The 553-nt window shown below is 33.8% G+C and carries 1 protein-coding gene; it reads right to left on the bottom strand.

All coding sequences use genetic code 11. The annotated features are described in order from the left end of the window. Positions 1-94: 94 nt before the first annotated feature. Entirely contained in the window at positions 95-508 is a 414-nt protein-coding gene (locus ACGHEH_RS21730) for a hypothetical protein (protein WP_390449876.1), read from the bottom strand. Between the last annotated feature and the right edge of the window lie 45 nt (positions 509-553).

Below are 553 nucleotides of genomic sequence, written 5' to 3'. Positions count from 1 at the left end.
ATAACGCCTTAATAAACGGCGAAAAATAGCAGGCTAAACTAAGCGAAGAATGAGCGCAAGCCTGCTGTTTTGCGTCCACAGTTTAATTAAATTGTTAGCTTTTAACTACGCCTGTAGATAATGTTTTTAGCATGAAAAAAGGTAAACAAACTAAAATAGCTGGGCCGATCATCATAAAGTTACTTTGAAAACTTATACCAACTGCATATACAGGTAGTAAAGCTAGTGGCAATAATAAAATACTTTGTGTCGACCCAATTAGAATTGAATAAATAACAGCCTTTTTAACACTGACTTTATCAAGAAAATCATATGCTAATAAACTACCTATAAGGAAAATCATGGACGTAGTAAACATTTGATCGTAACCACCACTGGTTAAGAACTTCAAGTTTTCAACATTGAAGCAATAGTTGTCAGATGTAAAAACACAATCCATTAATGCTGCAACTAGTTTAGAAGAGTACCCTGCAATAATTGAGAGTAAGAGCGCTAACCAAATTTTCACTACTATTTTTTTCAACGACGATAATTCCAATTAAAAGCTAACGCC

Origin of the sequence: Pseudoalteromonas sp. MTN2-4 (genome assembly GCF_042848605.1) — a bacterium.
GTDB lineage: Bacteria > Pseudomonadota > Gammaproteobacteria > Enterobacterales > Alteromonadaceae > Pseudoalteromonas.
Note: the sequence above shows the minus strand (reverse complement) of the source record. Positions and strands in the feature narration are given on the sequence as shown.